This window comes from Mesorhizobium sp. B4-1-4 (assembly GCF_006439395.2).
Classification (GTDB): domain Bacteria; phylum Pseudomonadota; class Alphaproteobacteria; order Rhizobiales; family Rhizobiaceae; genus Mesorhizobium.
The window spans coordinates 4,109,523-4,129,267 of record NZ_CP083950.1 but is presented as its reverse complement, the minus strand read 5'-3'; the positions used below and the strand labels follow the sequence as shown (position 1 = coordinate 4,129,267).

Annotated in this window: 17 protein-coding genes; 15 read left to right on the top strand and 2 right to left on the bottom strand. The window is 63.1% G+C overall.

Going from position 1 to position 19,745, the window contains the following annotated elements; genetic code table 11:
* Positions 1–93: 93 nt before the first annotated feature.
* The 7 genes from FJW03_RS19780 (at position 94) to FJW03_RS19750 (ending at position 7,003) form a co-directional block, all read left to right on the top strand.
* Positions 94–990 (top strand): carbohydrate ABC transporter permease, encoded by an 897-nt coding sequence (locus FJW03_RS19780; RefSeq protein ID WP_140764635.1) that lies wholly within the window; start codon positions 94–96, stop codon positions 988–990.
* Positions 987–1,916, top strand: a complete 930-nt coding sequence (locus FJW03_RS19775; protein ID WP_140764638.1) for a carbohydrate ABC transporter permease — start codon at positions 987–989, stop codon at positions 1,914–1,916. Before FJW03_RS19780 ends, FJW03_RS19775 begins: the two co-directional genes overlap by 4 nt.
* Positions 1,916–3,016, top strand: a complete 1,101-nt coding sequence (locus tag FJW03_RS19770; RefSeq protein ID WP_319022893.1) for a sn-glycerol-3-phosphate ABC transporter ATP-binding protein UgpC — start codon at positions 1,916–1,918, stop codon at positions 3,014–3,016. Before FJW03_RS19775 ends, FJW03_RS19770 begins: the two co-directional genes overlap by 1 nt.
* Before the next feature lie 52 nt (positions 3,017–3,068).
* On the top strand, positions 3,069–3,815 hold the full coding sequence (locus tag FJW03_RS19765) for a sugar phosphate isomerase/epimerase family protein (protein ID WP_140764641.1): 747 nt from the start codon (positions 3,069–3,071) through the stop codon (positions 3,813–3,815).
* Positions 3,816–3,826: 11 nt separating this feature from the next.
* Entirely contained in the window at positions 3,827–4,972 is a 1,146-nt protein-coding gene (locus tag FJW03_RS19760) for a Gfo/Idh/MocA family protein (RefSeq protein ID WP_140764644.1), read from the top strand.
* A 130-nt stretch (positions 4,973–5,102) separates the two neighbouring features.
* The gene (mgrA, locus tag FJW03_RS19755) at positions 5,103–6,149 is read left to right on the top strand and encodes an L-glyceraldehyde 3-phosphate reductase (RefSeq protein ID WP_140764647.1); all 1,047 of its coding nucleotides are present in this window, start codon (positions 5,103–5,105) and stop codon (positions 6,147–6,149) included.
* A 449-nt stretch (positions 6,150–6,598) separates the two neighbouring features.
* Positions 6,599–7,003, top strand: coding sequence for a Fur family transcriptional regulator (locus FJW03_RS19750; RefSeq protein WP_140764650.1), 405 nt, complete (start codon positions 6,599–6,601; stop codon positions 7,001–7,003).
* 248 nt (positions 7,004–7,251) lie between these two features.
* Here the strand turns inward: FJW03_RS19750 and polA are convergent, their stop codons facing one another.
* Positions 7,252–10,206: a DNA polymerase I gene (polA, locus tag FJW03_RS19745; RefSeq protein WP_181173260.1), complete on the bottom strand. Its 2,955-nt coding sequence runs from the start codon at positions 10,204–10,206 to the stop codon at positions 7,252–7,254.
* 420 nt (positions 10,207–10,626) lie between these two features.
* On the opposite strand from polA, the gene FJW03_RS19740 reads away from it, so the two are divergent.
* From FJW03_RS19740 to FJW03_RS19705, 8 genes are all read left to right on the top strand, one after another.
* A complete protein-coding gene (locus tag FJW03_RS19740; protein ID WP_140764653.1) occupies positions 10,627–12,012 on the top strand; it encodes a M20/M25/M40 family metallo-hydrolase in 1,386 nt (461 codons plus the stop codon).
* A 78-nt stretch (positions 12,013–12,090) separates the two neighbouring features.
* Positions 12,091–12,711, top strand: a complete 621-nt coding sequence (locus FJW03_RS19735) for a ribonuclease D (protein WP_140609231.1) — start codon at positions 12,091–12,093, stop codon at positions 12,709–12,711.
* Between the two features lie 85 nt (positions 12,712–12,796).
* On the top strand, positions 12,797–13,000 hold the full coding sequence (locus FJW03_RS19730; RefSeq protein ID WP_140695479.1) for a hypothetical protein: 204 nt from the start codon (positions 12,797–12,799) through the stop codon (positions 12,998–13,000).
* A 91-nt stretch (positions 13,001–13,091) separates the two neighbouring features.
* Positions 13,092–13,271: an SGNH hydrolase domain-containing protein gene (locus tag FJW03_RS19725; RefSeq protein WP_226890413.1), complete on the top strand. Its 180-nt coding sequence runs from the start codon at positions 13,092–13,094 to the stop codon at positions 13,269–13,271.
* A 16-nt stretch (positions 13,272–13,287) separates the two neighbouring features.
* A complete protein-coding gene (locus FJW03_RS19720; protein WP_140764656.1) occupies positions 13,288–13,629 on the top strand; it encodes a hypothetical protein in 342 nt (113 codons plus the stop codon).
* A 75-nt stretch (positions 13,630–13,704) separates the two neighbouring features.
* Positions 13,705–14,088 (top strand): hypothetical protein, encoded by a 384-nt coding sequence (locus tag FJW03_RS19715; RefSeq protein ID WP_140609225.1) that lies wholly within the window; start codon positions 13,705–13,707, stop codon positions 14,086–14,088.
* 326 nt (positions 14,089–14,414) lie between these two features.
* Positions 14,415–16,679, top strand: coding sequence for a transglycosylase domain-containing protein (locus FJW03_RS19710; protein WP_140764659.1), 2,265 nt, complete (start codon positions 14,415–14,417; stop codon positions 16,677–16,679).
* A 176-nt stretch (positions 16,680–16,855) separates the two neighbouring features.
* Positions 16,856–17,608 carry an SDR family NAD(P)-dependent oxidoreductase gene (locus tag FJW03_RS19705; protein WP_140764662.1) on the top strand — a complete coding sequence of 251 codons (753 nt, stop codon included), beginning with the start codon at positions 16,856–16,858 and terminating at the stop codon, positions 17,606–17,608.
* Between the two features lie 166 nt (positions 17,609–17,774).
* On the opposite strand, the gene FJW03_RS19700 is transcribed toward FJW03_RS19705, so the two are convergent.
* Positions 17,775–19,601, bottom strand: coding sequence for a cation:proton antiporter (locus FJW03_RS19700; RefSeq protein WP_140764665.1), 1,827 nt, complete (start codon positions 19,599–19,601; stop codon positions 17,775–17,777).
* Between the last annotated feature and the right edge of the window lie 144 nt (positions 19,602–19,745).

Sequence of the window (19,745 nt, the reverse complement as noted above, 5' to 3'; positions counted from 1 at the left end):
ACCGACCGGCACCTGGAGGCGCCGCCCCGGGGTGACGCCTCCATTCTTGCCCTGGCCTGCCCAGGGTCCTGGTGAGGTGGAGAAGAACGGACGATGCAGAAGAGCTGGAGGCAGAGATTTCACCTGCCCGCGGTGATCGGGACGATACCGATGATTCTCGTCGCCGTGGGCGTGTTCGTGATCGGCATCGGCTTCTCGGTGCTGTGGTCCTTCACCAGTTCCAAGCTCTTCCCCACCTATGATTTTGTCGGCCTGGCGCAGTACAGGCGCCTTTGGGCCGATAACCGCTGGCTCGTCTCGGTCAACAACATCTGGTTCTTCGGCCTGATGTCGATCACCTGCAACATGGTGTTCGGCTATTTGCTCGCCGTTTTCATGGACCAGCGCATCCGCCAGGAAGACCTGTTCCGCTCGATCTTCCTCTATCCCTTTGCCATGTCGCTGATCGTCACCGGACTTGTGTGGCAATGGGTGCTCGATCCCAATCTCGGCCTGCAGGAGGCGATGCGCAATCTGGGCTGGTTGAGCTTCAGCTTCGCCCCCTTGGTCGATGCCAATACCGCGATCTATGCGCTGGTCGTGGCGGGCATCTGGCAGGGCTCGGGCGTGACGATGGCGATCCTGCTTGCAGGCCTGCGCGGCGTCGACGAGGAGATATGGAAGGCGGCGAGAGTGGACGGTATTCCGACGTGGCGCACGCATGTGTCCATCGTGGCACCAATGATGAAGGGTGCGTTCGCTACCGCCTTCGTTCTCCAGTGCGTCGGCGTGGTGCGCGTCTACGATCTGGTCATCGCGATGACCGGTGGTGGTCCCGGCATCGCGACATCCATGCCGGCCGTCTATGTCATCCAGCTCATCACCGTGCGCCAGAATGTCGGCCAGGGCATGGCGGCTGCAACGATGATGCTGCTGCCGGTGCTGATCGTGCTGGCGTTCGCCGGACTTGTACTGTGGCGGCGCAACCGAGTGCAGGAAGCGGGCGTATGAGCGCCGTGCAAACCACGGCAAGCCGGCCGATGCAAGAAGCGCCGGATCAGGCTGCGCCCTTCGGGCCGAAGCCGCGACGGATATCGGCCGGCCGCATCGGCATCTACGCTTTCCTGATCGTCGCGGCGCTCTTCTTCCTCATTCCGGTCTACATCATGGTCGTCACTTCACTGAAGGGGATGCCCGAGATCAGGCTGGGGCATCTTTTCAACTTTCCGGGCGACCCGACCTTTCAGCCCTGGGCCGATGCCTGGCTTCACGCCTGCACCGGCCGTGACTGCAACGGCCTCAGTCCAGGTTTCTACAATTCGCTGAAGATCACCGTCCCGAGCGTGGTCATCTCGATCATCTGCGCCTCGATCAACGGTTACGCGCTGACCTTCTGGCCATACAAGGGCGCCAACCTGCTGTTCGGGTTGCTCGTGTTCGGCGCTTTCGTGCCGTATCAGGTCGTGATTTATCCGCTGATCATCGGACTGAGCTCGGTCGGGCTGTTCGCGACCCTGCCCGGCATCATCATCGTGCACACGATCTTCGGAATGCCCATCCTGACGCTGCTGTTCCGCAATTTCTATGCGGCGATGCCGGTCGAACTGTTCAAGGCGGCGCGCGTCGACGGCGCCGGTTTCTGGCGCATCTTCATCTACATCATGCTGCCGATGTCGGTGCCGATCACGGTCGTCGCCGTCATCCTGCAGGTGACCGGTATCTGGAACGACTTCCTGTTCGGCATCGTGTTTGCCGGGCGCTCCAACTGGCCGATGACGGTGCAGCTCAACAACATCGTCAACACCACGACCGGCGTGCGGGAGTACAATGTCAATATGGCGGCCACCATTCTGACAGCGGCGGTGCCGCTCGTCATCTATTTCGTCTCCGGCAGATGGTTCGTGCGCGGCATTGCCGCCGGCGCGGTGAAAGGGTGATGGCGATGGCGGCAAACGGCACCAGCGTTGCGATCCAGGACCTGTCGCTGAACTTCGGCGCGGTTTCCGTGCTGAAGACGCTCAACCTCGATGTCGCCGAAGGCGAGTTCATCGTGCTGCTCGGCCCCTCCGGCTGCGGCAAGTCGACCCTGCTCAATTGCATCGCCGGCCTGCTCGACATCTCGGAAGGCAGCATCTTCATCAAGGGCAAGAACGTCACCTGGGAAGAACCCAAGGACCGAGGCATCGGCATGGTGTTCCAGTCCTATGCGCTCTATCCGCAGATGACGGTGGAGAAGAACCTGTCCTTCGGCCTGCGCGTCGCCGGCGTACCCAAGGACGAGATCGCCAAGCGCATCGCGCGCGCGGCCGAGATCCTGCAGATCGAGCCCTTGCTGCAGCGCAAGCCGGCGGCGCTCTCCGGCGGGCAGCGCCAGCGCGTGGCGATCGGGCGGGCGCTGGTGCGTGATGTCGATGTCTTCCTGTTCGATGAGCCGTTGTCCAATCTCGACGCCAAGCTGCGCTCGGAACTGCGCGTAGAAATCAAGCTGCTGCACCGCAAGCTGCAGAACACCATGATTTACGTCACCCACGACCAGATCGAGGCGATGACGCTGGCCGACCGCATCGCTGTCATGAAGGGCGGCGTCATCCAGCAGCTCGATGCGCCACAGACCATTTACAACCGCCCGGTCAACCGTTTCGTCGCCGGGTTCCTCGGCTCGCCGGCGATGAATTTTATCGAGGGCAGGCTGGAGAAGGACAATAGCGGCTGGCTGTTTGCCGCCGAGGGTGTTCGTATCCCGCTTTCGACCTATGCCTTCGAGACGGAACCGGTGCCAGGTCCGACGGTATTCGGCATCCGACCGGAGCATGTCGCCTTGAACAGCGGCTCCGGCTGGCCATTCAGCGCCACAGCAACTGTCGAGGTCGTCGAGCCTATGGGCTCCGACACACTGGTTTGGCTGAAGCTCGGCAAGCAGAATTTCACGGTACGGGTCACGGCCGAGCGCACGCCGCACAATGGCGAGGCTGTCAGCATTGGCTTTGATCCTATGCGCGCTTCGCTCTTCGATGCCGCTGCCGGCAACCGCATCTAGCTCCCGAGAATCACCACCTGAAACGATCCCCCAAGCAGAACGGACAGAGACGATGAACTGGTCATTCCAACTTTACAGCGCCCGCAATTTCCAGCCCTGGGAACGCGTGCTCGCCACACTCGGCAAGCTGGGCTACACCGAGGTCGAGGGCTTCGGCGGGGTGTATGACGACCCGAAGGCCTTCCGCGCCGAACTCGACAAGAACGGCCTTTCCATGCCGACCGGCCATTTTTCCATCGACGCGCTGGAGAAGGATTTCAACGGCGTGCGCAGGATCGCCGAAGCGCTCGGCATCAAGCTTTTGATCTGCCCCTATCTGATGGCTGAGGACAGGCCATCCGACGCCGCCGGCTGGCGTGGCTTCGGCGAGCGCCTGGCCAAGGTCGGCGAGGTGGCTTCGAAGGCCGGTTACGGCTTTGCCTGGCACAACCATGATTTCGAGTTCAAGGCGCTCGCCGACGGTTCGCTGCCGCAGGACCATATCCTGTCCTTCGCGCCCGACATCGGTTGGGAGATGGACGTCGCCTGGATTATACGCGGCGGAGCCGACCCGCTGCCCTGGATCGAAAAGCATGGCAAGCGCATCGTCGCCGTCCATGTCAAGGACATGGCCAAACCGGGCGAAGGACTGGATGAGGATGGCTGGTCGGATGTCGGCCACGGCACGATCGATTGGGCCGACCTGATAAAGGTGCTGCGGGCCAAGAGCGCGGCAAGATATTTTATCATGGAACAGGACAACCCCAACGACATCGAGCGCTTCGCCCGCCGCTCGATCGCAGCCGTCAAGACCTATTAGGAACAATCACCATGGCAAAAAAACTGGGTATCGGTGTCATCGGCTGCGGCAACATCTCGAAGGCGTATTTTTCGCTGGCGCCGCTGTTTCGCGGCATCGAGATGCGCGCCTGCGCCGACATCAACATGGACGCGGCCAAGGCGCGGGCGAAGGAGTTCAAGCTGCGCGCCGAGACCGTCGAGGACCTGCTCAAGGCCGATGACATAGACATCATCGTCAACCTGACGATACCAGCGGTGCACTACGAGGTGTCGAAGCAGGTGCTCGATGCCGGCAAGCACGTCTATTCCGAAAAGCCGTTCGTGCTGTCGCTCAAGGAGGGCCAGGACCTCAAGGCACGGGCCGGTAAAAAGGGGCTGCGCATCGGCTCGGCGCCGGACACGTTCCTCGGCGGCGCGCATCAGCTGGTGCGCGAATTGATCGACGAGGGCAAGCTCGGCAACATCACCAGCGGCACCTGCCATGTCATGGGCCACGGCATGGAGCATTGGCACCCGAATCCCGACTTCTTCTTCCAGCCAGGCGCGGGGCCGGTGCTCGATATCGGGCCGTACTACATCACCAATCTGATCCAGCTGATCGGCCCGGTGAAGCAGGTGGCGGCCTTTGCGACGACCCCGGCCAAGGAACGGACGATTTCATCGAAACCGCGAGCGGGTGAAAAAATCCCGGTCAACACGCCGACCACAATCCATGGATTGCTGGAATTCGAGAATGGCGCCGTGGTGACGCTGAACACCAGCTGGGACGTCTGGGCTCACGGCCACGCGCCGATGGAACTCTATGGCGAGGTGGGCACGGTGTTCGTGCCGGATCCGAACTTCTTCGGCGGCGACGTGCGCTTCACCGAAGAGGGCAAGCCGGTCAAGAAATTGCCGAAGTGGAAGCATCCGCTTGGCGTGCCGAATGAAATGCACGGCCACGGGATGATGGCCAACTACCGCACTGCGGGCCTGGCCGACATGGCGCTGGCGATCGTCGAAGGACGGCCGCACCGCTGTTCGATGGAACTGGCGCTGCATGCCGTAGATGTCATGAGCGGCATCCTGCGCTCGGGCGAAAGCGGGAAATTCGTCGCCATGCAGACGAGTTGCGAACGTCCGGCCGCACTCGGCGTCAAGGAGGCGAAGGGGCTGCTGGCCAAGAAGAAAAAATAGGCGGCGGAGATTATCGATAATTTGGCTGCCCCTCTCCCCGTTTCCGCGGGGAGAGGTTAAAGGGTGGGCGTAGGGCTGGTCGTTGCATTCGCAATTGCCGCGCCCGTCCGTTCCAGATCGAGGATTCCCCATGCCTTACGTACCCGCCGAAAACCGCTACGAAAAAATGATCTACAACCGCTGCGGACGGTCCGGCCTCAAGCTGCCAGCGATTTCGCTCGGGCTGTGGCACAATTTCGGCGACGACACGCCGCACCGGACCAAGCAGGCGATCGCCCGCAAGGCTTTCGACCTCGGCATCACCCATTTCGACCTCGCCAACAATTACGGGCCGCCGCCCGGATCGGCCGAGACCGCTTTCGGCGAGATCCTGCGCACCGATTTCGCCTCCCATCGGGACGAGCTGATCATCTCGACCAAGGCCGGCTACGAAATGTGGGCCGGTCCCTATGGCGAATGGGGCGGGCGCAAATACATGCTGGCCAGCCTCGACCAGAGCCTCAAGCGGATGGGGCTGGATTATGTGGACATCTTCTATTCGCATCGCTTCGATCCCGATACGCCGCTGGAAGAAACCATGGGCGCGCTCGACCATGCGGTGCGTTCGGGCAAGGCGCTCTATGCCGGCATCTCTTCCTACAATTCGCAGCGCACCCGCGAAGCCGCCGATATATTGAGGCAGCTCGGCACACCGTGCGTCATCCACCAGCCGAGCTATTCGATGCTGAACCGCTGGGTCGAGGACGACGGCCTGCTCGATACGCTCGAGGGGCTCGGCGTCGGCTCCATCGTGTTCTCGCCACTGGCCCAGGGCATGCTGACCGACAAATATCTCGGCGGCATCCCTGAGGGCAGCCGCGCCAGCCAGGGCAAGTCGCTGAAGACAGCCTTCATCAACGATCGCACCGTCGCCAACATCAAGGCGCTCAACACCATCGCCGGCAAGCGTGGTCAGACGCTGGCGCAGATGGCGCTGGCCTGGGTGCTGCGCAGAGGCAAGGTGACCTCGGCATTGATCGGGGCCAGCCGGCCGGAACAGGTCGAGGATTGCGTCGGGGCGCTGAGGGCGCTCGATTTCAGCGATGCCGAGCTGGCGGAGATCGATGGCTACGCACGCGAATCCGACATTAATCTATGGGCGGCTTCCGCGGAACGCAACGGCCCGCCAAGGAAATAGCCGGAGCCGGCTAACAAAGGCCGGCGGGATTGCTCCCGCCGGCCTTGTTCATAACAGAGGCCGGTTCAGGGCGTCTTCGGCCTGATGATGTTGCTGGTCAACGGTCAGTCATGGTGCGCGATGCCGCCAGCGCCGGGAACGAAACCGTGCCCGCAGCCATCAGCGCGGATGTGCCGACAAGCAGCGTCCGGCGTGTCAATTTGAACATAGCGCTTCCCGAAGCCCGATCGAACTTCCCAAGCGAGGCCACCTCGTCGAGGACTCTGTCAGTATTTTGAATGTCGCTTCGCCATCAATCCTGCCATCACCCTTGTGCCGTCACGTCATCGATCGACCGGGACAACAATAGAAGAGTAGCAAAGACGGCGGTTCGTCGCTATCTGAATGGGATCAGGCCGTTTGCACCGGCAAACAGCCTGCGGATGGCGCGGGAAAGTTGGAACGGGACCATGGCGGCAAGGGATGTGCTGACGAAGAACCAGTTGTGCGTGCTCGAAAAGCTCGAGACCGCCAGCGGGCCGCTCAGCGCCTACACCTTGCTCGACCAGCTGCGTGAACGCGGCTTCCGTGCGCCGCTTCAGGTCTATCGCGCGCTCGACACGCTGGTGAAGTCAGGCTTCGTGCACCGGCTGGAAAGCATCAACTCCTTCGTCGCCTGTGCCGAACCGCACGACCACAGCCATTCGATGACCGCCTTCGCCATCTGCGACAGCTGCGGGCAGGTAACCGAAATGTCCGATCACGACGTCGGACACCGACTGGACGAATGGGTGCGTTCCACCGGCTTCGCCGCCAAGAAGGCGGTGATCGAATTCCGCGGGACGTGCGCCAAGTGTCGGGCCGAGGCGGCGTAAGGTCTTTCCACAAGGACGCTAGCCGCCCAGCTTCGTCATCCCAGGGCGGAGCAGGAGCGAAGCGACGTCGCGGAGACCCTGGGATCCATGCGGCGACGGAAGAGCGTTGCGGCGGTGCCGAATTTCCCGTGCCTATACGCCAGCGTAGAACTTTTCTACACCGCTGCATCTTCCGACCAATGTCACGGAATGGATCCCAGGGTCTGCGCTCCGCTTCGCGTCGCTCGCCCTAGGATGACGAAATGAGGTCAATGTGCCTCATCCCAATTATTCGCCGCTCGCGCGTCGACATGCAACGGCACCGACATCGACACTGCCGGCATCGCCGCGTTTTCCATGACGTGGCGCACGACGGGGATCGTCGCCTCGACCTCCGCCTCCACCGTCTCGAAGATCAGTTCGTCATGCACTTGAAGGAGCATGCGGGCTGACAGCTTTGCCTTTTCCAGCGCTTCCTCCATGCGCACCATGGCGCGGCGGATGATGTCGGCGGCGGTGCCCTGCAGACGGGCATTGATCGAGGCGCGCTCGTTGAACGCGCGGATCGACGGGTTCGAGGACCTTATATCCGGATAATGGATGCGGCGGCCGAAGATCGTCTCGACAAAGCCGTGCTCGCGGGCATAGGCCTTGGTCTCCTCGATATAGTCGCGGATACCTGGGAAGCGCTCGAAGTACTTCTTGATGTAGTTGCTGGCTTCCTCGCGCGGGATCGACAGCTGGTTGGCCAGGCCAAAGGCCGAAATGCCGTAGATAATGCCGAAATTGATCGCCTTGGCGCGGCGGCGGATTTCCGAAGGCATGCCTTCGACGGGTACGTTGAACATTTCCGAGGCGGTGATGGCATGGATATCCGCCCCATCGGCGAAAGCCTGCCGCAGTTGCGGGATTTCGGCGACATGGGCAAGCACGCGCAGTTCGATCTGGCTGTAATCGGCCGAGACCAGGCGGTTGCCCTTGTCGGCGATAAAGGCGGTCCTGATCTTGCGGCCTTCTGCGGTGCGCACCGGGATGTTCTGCAGGTTGGGGTCGGAGGATGAAAGACGTCCCGTGGTGGTCGCCGCTAGCGCGTAGGAGGTGTGGACGCGCTTGGTGTCCGGATGGATGAAGCCCGGCAGCGCGTCGGTGTAGGTCGATTTCAGCTTGGTCAGTTGGCGCCAGTCGACGATCTTGCGCGGCAGTTCGTGGCCCTCGGCGGCAAGGTCTTCGAGAAGCTGCGCCGAGGTCGACCACTGGCCGGTCTTGGTTTTCGAACCGCCTGGCAGGCCCATGCGACCGAACAGGATGTCGCCGAGCTGCTTGGGCGAGCCGATGTTGATGCGCTCGCCGACGAGCTGATAGATTTCCTCCTCGAGCCGGGCGGCGCCTTGTGCGAGTTCGCCCGACAGCCGCGACAGGATCTGCCGGTCGACGGAGATGCCGCGCTGTTCCATGCGGGCCAGCACAGGCACCAGCGGCCGCTCCAGCCGCTCATAGACCGAGACCAGGCCCTTGGCCGCAAGCCGGGGCTTCAGCACCAGCCAGAGCCGCAGCGTCACATCGGCGTCCTCGGCGGCATGGGCGGTCGCCTTGTCGATGCCGACCTGGTCGAAACCGACCGAGCTTTTGCCGGAGCCGGTCACATCCTTGATCTGGAGGGGTGAGTGACCAAGCCATTTCTCGGCAAGCGCGTCCATGCCGTGACCATGCGGGGTGCCGGCATCGAGCACGTAGGAGATCAGCATGGTGTCGTCGAACGGCGCGACATCAATGCCGTAGCGGCTCATGATGACCAGATCGTATTTCAGGTTCTGCGCGATCTTGAGGACCGACCTGTCCTCGAGCAGCGGCTTCAGCAGCGCCAGCGCTTCGCGAAGAGCAATCTGGTTCTCAAGCATGCCGCCGCCCAGCAGATCGCCGTTGCCGCTCTTGTGGGCGAAGGGGATGTAGGCGGCGCGCCCGGGCGCTGTGGCTATTGCCATGCCGATCAGTTCGGCCTGCATCGGATCGGGAGAGGTCGCCCTGGCGTCGAAGGCGACGATCCCGGTCTCCCGCGCCTCGGCGATCCAGGCCTTCAGCGTCGCGATATCGCGGACGCAATGATAGGCCGACGTGTCGATCTTGCGCGTCGCCGCGCCCTCCAGCCGCAGCGCCGAGAGCAGGGAAGGGGTGGCCCCCTGCTTAGGTGTCTGCGTCGTCGGTGTAGCAGTTGCGTCTGCCTCTGGTCCAACCCCGTTTCGGGCAATGTCCGGTGCCCCCGCGCCCACATCGGGCCCGTGCGCGGCATCGGCGCGCTCGACGATCACCGCGACGGCCTGAACGTCGCCGGCCTCGGTGCCGGTCGCTTCCGCCACGCGGCGGGTCAGCGAGGAGAATTCCATGGTCTTGAGGAAGCCGATCAGCTTCGGCCCGTCTGGGGCATGAAGCACGAAATCGTCCAGGCCCTCGGCCACCGGCACATCGTTCTTCAGGGTCACCAGCTGGCGCGAAACGCGCGCTTTGTCGGCGTTGGCGATGATTGTTTCGCGCCTCTTGTCCTGCTTGATCTCGCCGGCGCGGGCCAGCAGCCCGTCGAGGTCGCCGAACTGCTCCAGCAACTGCGCTGCCGTCTTCGGTCCGATGCCGGGCACACCCGGAACATTGTCGACGGAGTCGCCGGTCAGCGCCTGCAGGTCGACCATCTTTTCCGGCGGCACGCCCCATTTCTCGACGACCTCGGGGATGCCGATCTGGCGATCCTTCATCGGGTCGTACATGCCGACCGTATCGCCGACCAGCTGCATCAGGTCCTTGTCGGAGGAGATGATGGTGGTGTCGCCGCCGACCTCGCAGGCCAGCCGGCAATAGGTGGCGATGAGGTCGTCGGCCTCGAAGCCCTCCATTTCGATGCAAGGCAGGTTGAACGCCTTGGTCGCCTGGCGGATCAGGCCGAATTGCGGGATCAGATCCTCCGGCGGCGCCGAACGGTTGGCCTTGTATTCGGGGTAGAGGTCGTTGCGGAAGGTCTTGGAGGAATAGTCGAAGATGACCGCGAAATGCGTCGGTACAATGCCTACATCGGTGTTGCGGGCATCCTGCATCAACTTCCACAGCATATTGCAGAAACCGGAAACGGCACCGACCGGAAGGCCGTCGGACTTGCGGGTCAGCGGCGGCAGTGCATGATACGCGCGGAAGATGTAGCCGGAGCCGTCGACAAGGAAGAGATGGTCGCCTTTTTTCATGCCGGCAGGGATAGCGCGGCGCGATGGCTTGGTCCATGCCAAAGACATCGCCAGGGATTTGTTCCGTCAACACCCTGACAGATCGGGTTACACCGGGCCGCTCACGAGCACGTTACAAAAGTGTAACGTTGATGCCCTTGAATCGCCACGTTCACAGACCCAAATACACGTCATCGGCAGTTTTCGCCGAAGTCCGGAGCAAGGCCCGTCCCCCGCCTATCCCGGGCAACTGCGGCAGCCTATCCCCCTCTCCGGGCTGCCGCATCGTTTCGAGTAAAAGGCCGCCGTGGTTCCCCCTCCACCACGGCGGCATTTTTTTGCCTTGCGGCGACCGTACCGGGTCGTGGTCCAATCGTCCCGGGCTTTTCGTTTCGCCGCTCTGCCTTTACGGTCCCGGCACTGAATCGAAAGGCTTCGCAAATGTCCGCAGTTTCCCCCGTCCTCGACCGTCTCGACCAAAATCTCGACCAGAGCCTGGAACGGCTGTTCGGCCTCCTCAGGATCAAGTCGATCTCCACCGATCCGGCCTATGCCGCCGACTGCCGCAAGGCGGCGGAATGGCTGGTGGCGGAGCTCAAGTTGATCGGCTTCGACGCCAGCGTGCGCGACACGCCCGGCCATCCCATGGTGGTTGCGCATCATGACGGGCCTGTCGGCGCGCCGCATGTGCTGTTCTATGGCCATTACGATGTGCAGCCGGTCGACCCGATCGAACTGTGGGAAAACGATCCGTTCGCGCCTGATATCAAGCAGGTCGGGCCCGACCACAAGGTGATCACCGGGCGCGGCTCGGCCGATGACAAGGGCCAATTGATGACCTTTGTCGAGGCGTGCCGCGCCTGGAAGCAGGTGCATGGCAATTTGCCGTGCCGCGTCACCATTCTCTTCGAGGGTGAGGAGGAATCCGGTTCGCCCTCGCTGAAGCCTTTCCTCGAAGCCAATGCCGAGGAGCTCAAGGCCGATTTCGCGCTGGTCTGCGATACCAGTATGTGGGACCGCGAAACGCCGTCGATCTGCGTTGGGCTGCGCGGGCTGGTTGGTGAGGAGATCACGGTCAGGGCCGCCGACCGCGACCTGCATTCGGGCCTCTATGGCGGGGCCGCCGCCAATCCGATCCGTATCCTGGCCAAGGTGCTGGCCGACATCCACGACAAGGATGGCCACATCACCATTCCCGGCTTCTACGACGGCGTCGAGGAGACACCGACCCAGGTGCTGAAATCATGGGAGACGCTTGGCGAGACCGCGGAGACCTTCCTTGGACCTGTCGGCCTGTCTATCCCGTCGGGCGAAAAGGGACGTTCGGTGCTGGAACTGACCTGGGCGCGGCCGACCGCCGAGTTCAACGGCATCATCGGTGGCTATACCGGCAAGGGGTTCAAGACCGTGATCGCGGCGGAAGCATCGGCGAAAGTGTCCTTCCGCCTCGTCCACAAGCAGGATCCCAAGAAGATCCGCGCCGCCTTCCAGCAATTCGTCAAGGAGCGCATTCCGGCCGACTGTTCGGTCGAATTCCACGCCCATGGCGGTTCGCCAGCAATCCAGCTTTCCTACGACTCACCGTTCCTGGCGAAGGCCAAGACCGCGCTGTCTGACGAATGGCCGAAGCCGGCGGTGACGACCGGCAGCGGCGGCTCGATCCCGGTAGTAGGCGACTTCCAAACCTATCTCGGCATGGAATCGCTGCTGGTCGGCTTCGGCCTCGACGACGACCGCATCCATTCGCCCAACGAGAAATACGAGCTCAGCTCCTTCCACAAGGGCCAGCGTTCCTGGGCGCGCATTCTGGACGCGCTGACGCGCTGAGCCGCGGAAAGCAAGTTTTCTTGTTGATTTTTCACCGGATCGCGGCAAGGACGGGTAGCGCCGCGACCGGAGAAGACAATGGCCGATATCCGTTTTCACAAAAATGACCTGCCCGACCTTTCGCATTACAATGTCGGGGCGGTGGCCATCGATACCGAGACGCTGGGGCTGAATCCGCATCGCGACCGGCTCTGCGTGGTGCAGATATCGCCGGGCGACGGCACCGCCGACGTCATCCAGATCGCACCGGGCCAGAAGAAAGCGCCGAACCTCGTCAGCCTGCTGAGGAGCCGCAACATCACCAAGCTGTTCCACTACGGGCGCTTCGACCTGGCTGTGCTCTATAATGCGTTCGGGGTGATGGCCGAGCCTGTGTTCTGCACCAAGATCGCCTCGCGGCTGACCCGCACCTATACCGACCGGCACGGGCTGAAGGACATCTGCTTCGAGCTTCTCGGCGTCGGCCTGTCCAAGGCGCAGCAATCGTCCGACTGGGCGGCCGAAACGCTGTCACCCGAACAGCTCGAATATGCCGCTTCCGACGTGCTCTACCTGCATCGGTTGCGTGAGGTGCTGGCGGGAAGGCTGGCGCGCGAGGGGCGCACAAAGGAGGCCGATGCCTGCTTCCGCTTCCTGCCGACACGCGCCAAGCTTGACCTGATGGGCTGGGGCGAGGAGGATATCTTCGCCCATAGCTGAGGGCCCCGGCGACGATCCGCGCTCGACGGCGGTTTGGAACCAGATGCCGGCCGTGGCGTTCTGCCGGCTGGAAAAAGGGGATGACATGACCGACCGTAAGCCGATATCGACCGCGCCGACCGACGGTTCCAAGGTCACCGTCACCTGGAAGGACAGCGACGGCGTAATCAACGAATCCATCGCGCAATACCGCGACGACGGCTGGTGGGTCTATACCGACAGCCACACGCAAAAGAAGGTCGAACCGACCAGCTGGCGGCCTGCTGCCAGCGACGATGACGACCAGTGAGCGTACCGTTGGCGAGGCCAGCTGCTTTCGAATAGCCTGAAGTCGTTGATATCGGGGCCGATTCGGAGCCTTCCGCTCCGCGCTCGCTCTCTTGCTCGCCGCCGGGCCATTGCCGGATGTCCGCGTCGTCGACATGAACGATGCTTTATGCGGCAAGCAAACCTGCGCTGCGGTCGTTGGCAACATCATTGTCTGGCGCGACTACCACCACATGACGGCGACCTACGCGCTGGCATTGGCGCCCTATCTGGCGAAGGCAGCGGGTCTCTAGCCGTTGAAACCTAGGAATGCCTGCATCGCGCTTGACCGTCGAGGGTGCCATCGGCTTAGTCAGCACCATCATGCGGGGGCAAGCAGTCGCCAATGGGCATCGGGGCCCCGCGCGCTCGGTCGCCGTGCTCGACGAGGAAACCTTCCTGCGTGGCAGGGGCAATCCCGAGAAGGGCGGCCCGAAAGGGCTCGACATCGACCGGTCGAACAGCGTGGTGGCGATCACATGCGAAGAGCGAACGCTGGCTTTCTCCTCGCTGCTCTCGATATTCGGTGGCGCTGAAAATCGCCGGCAAGGCAGCGCCATTGCACCGGCGCAGTGCCGAAAGAGAGACCGACCTGAAATGGAATTAGAATGACGGATCGACGCTTCGGCGCTATGATGCCGGCATAGGGCGTTTGGGGCCAGCCAACCTAACGAATAGGAGGTTGCCATGAAGCACCAAACACTGGACCAACTGCATGCAGTGGCCGAAATTAGTGTCACACAGCCGGTAATGAGCCGAACCCAGCGTCTCGTACGTTGGGCCGAACTTCTCGAACGTGAGCCCCGCCGGCTGCTCACAGCGCTTGCCGGAACCGAATACCGTGCGCCGCCCGAGCGCAATGTCATGCGAGGCGATGGCTCGCCCATATCGGTTGCCTTTACGGACCCCATTTTGAAAGACGAGGGTCTGAAGGACGACAGTTATGGCGAAGCCAAGCGCTTCTTCGAGCTGACCGATCACCAACTGCATGAGATCGTCTGCTACTGCCATGTCGGCGAGGTGATGCAATCGTCCAGGGCAGCGCTTTCTGTCCGTGCGGCGATTGGTTGACGCATGTCCACCAGGTGATCATCTGGGGATGGAATGAATTGGGGCGCGGTCACGAGGCCGCATCTGCGATCGCGCCCTGACGGAGACCACGGCGTGACTGCGTACCAAAGGCTTGTCCGCTGTCGGTCCTGGCGATGGCTCTGATCGGTCTCTCTTGTCGGACGCGACCGCCTGCCGGCGCCTGATCCGCAATCTCGGAAATGGACAGGCTGCCAAACATTTGATTATCAATCGCTTTGAATTTTTCCGACTTAACCCGCCCTTAAATCGCCGCATCTACTCTTCAACCGAAGCGCCATAGGCATCGGGAACAGACAGCGCAGCGCATGGCGAACCGCAGAGACAGCCGCATCGAGCCCAGCTTCGAGGGACCGTCACAGACGCGGTCCTCGGCCGGTCTTTCGGTGAGCGAGGAGGACCGCGTCGTGCCGAGCAACCGCAAAGCCTCCGCAAAACGCAAATCGTCGAAAGCGAAATCGTCGCGCGGCGGACGCGGCAGAAGCCGGCGTGGCCTGTTCGGCGTGCTTGGCCGGCTGTTCTATTGGTGCTTCGTGCTCGCCATCTGGGGCGGCATCGCGGTGGCCGGCGTCGTCATCTACTACGGCGCCAAGATGCCGGCGGCCACGACCTGGTCGATCCCCGACCGCGCTCCCAACATCAAAATCGTCTCGGCCGATGGCCAGTTGCTCGCCAATCGCGGCATGAGCGGCGGCGAAGCCGTCGGCCTGCACGAAATGTCGCCCTATATTCCCGAGGCGGTGATCGCCATCGAGGACCGCCGCTTCTATTCGCATTTCGGTGTCGATCCGATCGGCCTGTCGCGCGCCATGGTGACCAACCTGCTTGGCGGGCATTTCTCGCAAGGCGGATCGACGCTGACGCAGCAATTGGCCAAGAACCTGTTCCTGAAGCCCGACCGTACGTTGGAACGCAAGGTGCAGGAAGTGTTGCTGGCGCTGTGGCTGGAGCACAAGCACACCAAGGACCAGATCCTCGAAATGTACCTCAACCGGGTCTATTTCGGCTCCGGCGCCTTTGGCGTCGAGGCGGCCTCGCGGCGCTATTTCGGCAAGAGCGCGCGCGACGTTACCCTGTCGGAAGCAGCCCTGCTTGCCGGTCTCTTGAAGGCGCCGTCGCGGCTGTCGCCGGCGCGCGATCCGAAGGCCGCCGAGGAACGCTCGCAGCTCGTGCTCGCCGCCATGCGCGAGGAGGGCAAGATCAGTGAGAAGGAACTGAAGACGGCGCTCAGCGCTCCGGCGACACGCTCGCCATCCTATTGGACCGGCTCGGAAAACTATGTTGCCGACACCATCATGGAGGAGCTGCCTGACCTGATCGGCGACGTGCGCGGCGACATCGTCATCGACAGCACCGTCGACCTGAACCTGCAGAAGCTCGCCGAGAAGTCGATCCGCCGGCTGATCGACGACAGCGGCAAGAAGCTCAACGTCACCCAGGGCGCGCTTGTGTCGATCGACGATTCCGGTGCGGTGCGCGCCATGGTCGGTGGCTACGACTATTCGACCAGCCAGTTCGACCGCGCCTCGGAGGCGCGCCGGCAGCCGGGCTCGGCGTTCAAGCCGTTCGTCTATATGGCGGCCCTTGAGGCCGGCCGCACGCCCGACAGCGTGCGCAACGACGCGCCGATCAAGATCGGCAACTGGACGCCCGACAATTACGGCGGCAAGTACTTTGGCAAGGTCACTCTGGCGACCGCGCTGGCCAAGTCGCTGAACTCGGTTGCCGCGCAGCTGACCATGGAAGTCGGGCCGAACGCGGTGGTGGAAGCCGCGCATCGCATGGGCATCCAGTCCGACCTGCAGGCCAACACATCGATCGCGCTCGGTACCTCGGAAGTGACGCCGCTGGAGTTGACCTCGGCCTATGTGCCTTTCGCCAATGGCGGCTACAAGCCGGACATCCACTTCATCCGCCGCATCACGACCGCCGACGGCAAGGTACTCTACGACAGCGCTGGCGGCAGCGCGCCGCGTGTGGTGAAGCCTGAGATCGTCGGCATGATGAATTCGATGATGACCGGCACCGTCGAGATCGGCACCGCGAAGAAAGCGGCTTTCGCCTGGCCGTCGGCCGGCAAGACCGGCACCAGCCAGAATTCGCGCGATGCCTGGTTCGTCGGCTACACCGCCAATCTCACCACCGGTGTGTGGTTCGGCAATGATGACGGCACGGCGATGAAGAAGGTCACCGGCGGCGCGCTGCCGGCGCAGGCCTGGCACGAATTCATGGTCGCCGCGCATGAGGGAGTGCCGGTGCGGCCGCTGCCCGGCACCTGGAAATCGACACCGGCCGACACGATCGTGCCCGACGACATACCTTCGGCTGACAACAACCAGGTGGCACCGGTTCCATCAGCGTCCGTTGGCCAGCAGGCGCCGTCCGCGCCGGCGCAACCGCCAGCGCCGGCCCGCGTGGCGCGGCCGGCCCAGACCGTCGATGCCGATGGCTTCAACATGCCGTCGGATGACGGCGCCACCGCCTCTGTCGGGCATCCGGTGCCGCCAGGCAGCGTCGGCGGCCCGCTCAAGAAGCGGCAGACCTCGATTCTCGACATTCTGGGCGGCGGCTGACGCTAAAGCGCGTCGCGTCGAAACGGGTTCGTGCAACGCGCTTCAGGGCATGTTTTACGCATGTCCCAGAACCAAGGTCACCTTTGGGCGACATGGATCGGTCGCCCAAGCGGCGTCAATCCGCCTCTCGCCAGCGCCGCGGCGTTCGGCTACATCTCCGGCCCGGAGACCGCGACATGGCTGAACTCGACACCAGAAAAACCATCGTGCTGACCGGCGCCAGCCGCGGCATCGGCCATGCGACGGTCAAACGCTTTTCGCGCGAGGGCTGGCGCGTCATCACCTGTTCGCGCCAGGCATTTGCCGAGGATTGCCCATGGCCGGCCGGCCCCGAGGATCACATCAAGGTCGACCTCGCCGACCAGGAGGATGTCGGCATCGCCGTTTCGGAAATCCGTCACCGGCTGGAATCGCATGGCGGCCAGCTGCACGCGCTGGTCAACAATGCCGGGATTTCGCCGAAGCTCAAGGACGGCAACAGCCGCATGAACTCGATCGACACGCCCATGCATGTCTGGCGCGATGTGTTCCAGGTCAATTTCTTCGCGCCGATCATGCTGGCGCGCGGCCTGTTCAAGGAGTTGGCGGCGGCCAGGGGCTCGATCGTCAACGTCACCTCGATCGCCGGCACCCGCGTTCATCCCTTCGCCGGCACCGCCTATGCCACCTCGAAGGCGGCCCTCGGCTCGCTGACGCGCGAGATGGCGCATGATTTCGGCCCGCACGGCATCCGGGTCAACGCCATCGCGCCGGGCGAGATCGACACGGCGATCTTGTCGCCGGGTACGGAAAAGATCGTCGAGACCATTCCGCTGCGCCGGCTTGGCACCACTGCGGAAGTCGCCGACATCATCTTCTTCCTGTGCTCGGGGCAGGCGTCCTACGTGACCGGCTCGGAAATCCACATCAATGGCGGCCAGCACGTGTGAGCGAGCCGGCTCGTGGATATGGGCGTTTCGCGGAGACCAACATCATTGGGTCGCTGCTGATTTGATTTGATTTATGAATGGACCGCAAGCTTGAGCATCATGCGAGATCCTGGATCGCATCACTGAATTTATCGGCTCTTCAGGACATAGCTGATCGACGCGGGCCTCACGATTGTGAAGCGATAGGCGCGGCTCCTGCGCCTTCCGCCATGGCATCGCGAACTGGCTTTTGCCCGGCATGGTTGCCCAAGACCTCTTCGACAATGCCACGCGCGATCTCGCGCTCGCCCATGATCACCGTGTCGGCGCCGAGCCCCTTGAGATGGTCGACCTCGGCATCGGAATGGGCGCGGGCGACGACGTTGATGTTGGGATTGGCGGCGCGTGCCCGCAACACGATCTGGCCGGCCTCGAACGCATTGGGGATGGCGAGGATCAGCCGCCTGGCGCCTTCGGGATTGGCGGCGGCGAACACCTCGGCGTTGGCGGCATTGCCGGCCACGGTCTCGATATTGTCGGCTTTCAGCTTGGCCAGCGTCTTGTCGGCGTCCTCGATGACGAGGAAGGGCAGGGCCGCTTCTTTCAGCGCGGCACCGACGAGACTGCCGACGCGGCCGTAGCCGATCAGGATGGCATGGCCGGTGAGTGTAGTCTTCGGTGGTGGGCCGTCTTCCTTTTGAAAAGTCGAGGCAACCGAGGCCACCTGGCCTGGTTCGGTCGCCGGACCGACCGGCTTTGTGTCCGCCGGCGCTGTCGTCCTGGCGGCACGAGCCTCCAGCCACGGCTTCATCCAGTCGATGACCAGGAACATCAGCGGATTGAGCACGATCGATAGGATCGCACCGGCCAGGATCAGGTCGCGCCCTTGTTCGGGCAACAGTTTCAGCCCGACGCCGAGTTCCGCCAGGATGAAGGAGAATTCGCCGATCTGGGCAAGGCTGGCCGAAATCATCAAGGCTGTGGCCAGGGGATAGCCGAAGGCGACGACGATGACGAACGCCGCCAGCGACTTGCCGATGACGATGATGGCGAGCGTGGCCAGGATCGGCAGTCCGTTGCTAATGAGGCTGAACGGATCGAACAGCATGCCGACGGAGACGAAGAACAGCACTGAAAAAGCATCGCGCAGCGGCAGCGATTCTTCCGCCGCACGGTGACTGAGCTCCGATTCGCTCATGATCATGCCGGCGAAGAAGGCGCCCAATGCGAGCGACACACCAAACAGCTTGGCCGCGCCGAAGGCGACGCCGAGCGCAATGGCCAGCACCGAGAGACGGAACAGTTCGCGCGACCCGGTATAGGCGACATAGTGCAGGATCCAGGGAATGACCCGGCGGCCGACCACCAGCATGACTATGACGAAGGCGGCGACCTTGGCCAGCGTGATGCCGACGACGCCCCAGATGCCGTAGCTGGCCGGCAGCGACAGCAGGCCGCTCGAGTGCACATCCGCCTGCTCCTGGCCACCCAGTACACCGGCAAGGGCCGGCAGCAGCACCAGCGCCAGCACCATGGCCAGATCCTCGACGATCAGCCAGCCGACGGCGATGCGGCCGCGCTCGGTCTCGATCAGGCGGCGCTCCTGCAAGGCACGCAGCAGCACCACGGTGGAGGCCACCGACAGCGCCAGGCCGAACACCACACCCGCGCCCATCGACCAGCCGAGCATCCAGGCAAGCCCGATGCCGAGCAGCGTGGCAAAGCCGATCTGAACGATCGCGCCCGGCACGGCGATGGCGCGGACCGACAAAAGATCCTTCAGCGAGAAGTGCAGGCCGACGCCGAACATCAGCAGGATGACGCCGATTTCGGCCAGTTCGTTGGCAAGACTGGCATCGGCGACGAAGCCGGGCGTGTTCGGCCCGACCAGCACACCGGCTACGAGATAGCCGACCAGCGGCGGAATGCGGAAACGGTTGGCGAGAGCGCCAAAGATGAAAGCGAGCCCCAGACCGGCGACGATGGTGGCGATAAGGGGCGTGTCATGCGGCATTGTGTTTTGCGCGCCTTTCAAGCTGACGATGTCGGATATGCGCCGCCCGGAGCCGCCGCCTCATGCGCAATATGGTGGAAAGGGCGACGGTGACGCAACCCGCAAGGGCGCGAAAAACGGCGGTGGGGCGACAAATACTCGAGC